The organism is Lentzea albidocapillata, from assembly GCF_000719115.1.
Classification (GTDB): Bacteria; Actinomycetota; Actinomycetes; order Mycobacteriales; family Pseudonocardiaceae; genus Lentzea; species Lentzea albidocapillata.
Map to the genome: position 1 here is coordinate 1 of NZ_JOEA01000109.1, position 260 is coordinate 260.

Annotated in this window: 1 protein-coding gene; it reads right to left on the bottom strand. The window is 68.5% G+C overall.

The genetic code is table 11. From position 1 onward, the window contains the following. A partial coding sequence (locus tag IG04_RS0142055; RefSeq protein WP_030482315.1) for an MFS transporter occupies positions 1 to 260 on the bottom strand: 260 nt, incomplete at both ends.

Here is a 260-nt window from a genome sequence, read left to right on the forward strand (position 1 = left end):
ACGACGGAGCCCGCGAGGAGCACCAGCCAGCCGGTGGCGAACATGCGGCGGGCGCCGAACAGGTCGGACAGCTTGCCGCCGAGCAGCAGCAACCCACCGAACGCGACGACGTAGGCGTTGAAGACCCAGGACAGGTTCTCCTGGGAGAAGCCGAGATCCTCCTGGATCCGCGGCAGGGCCACCCCGATGATCGAGGTGTCCATGATGACCATGAACTGCGCGGCGGCGATGAGGGCGAGCGCCCACCACCTGCGCCGGTC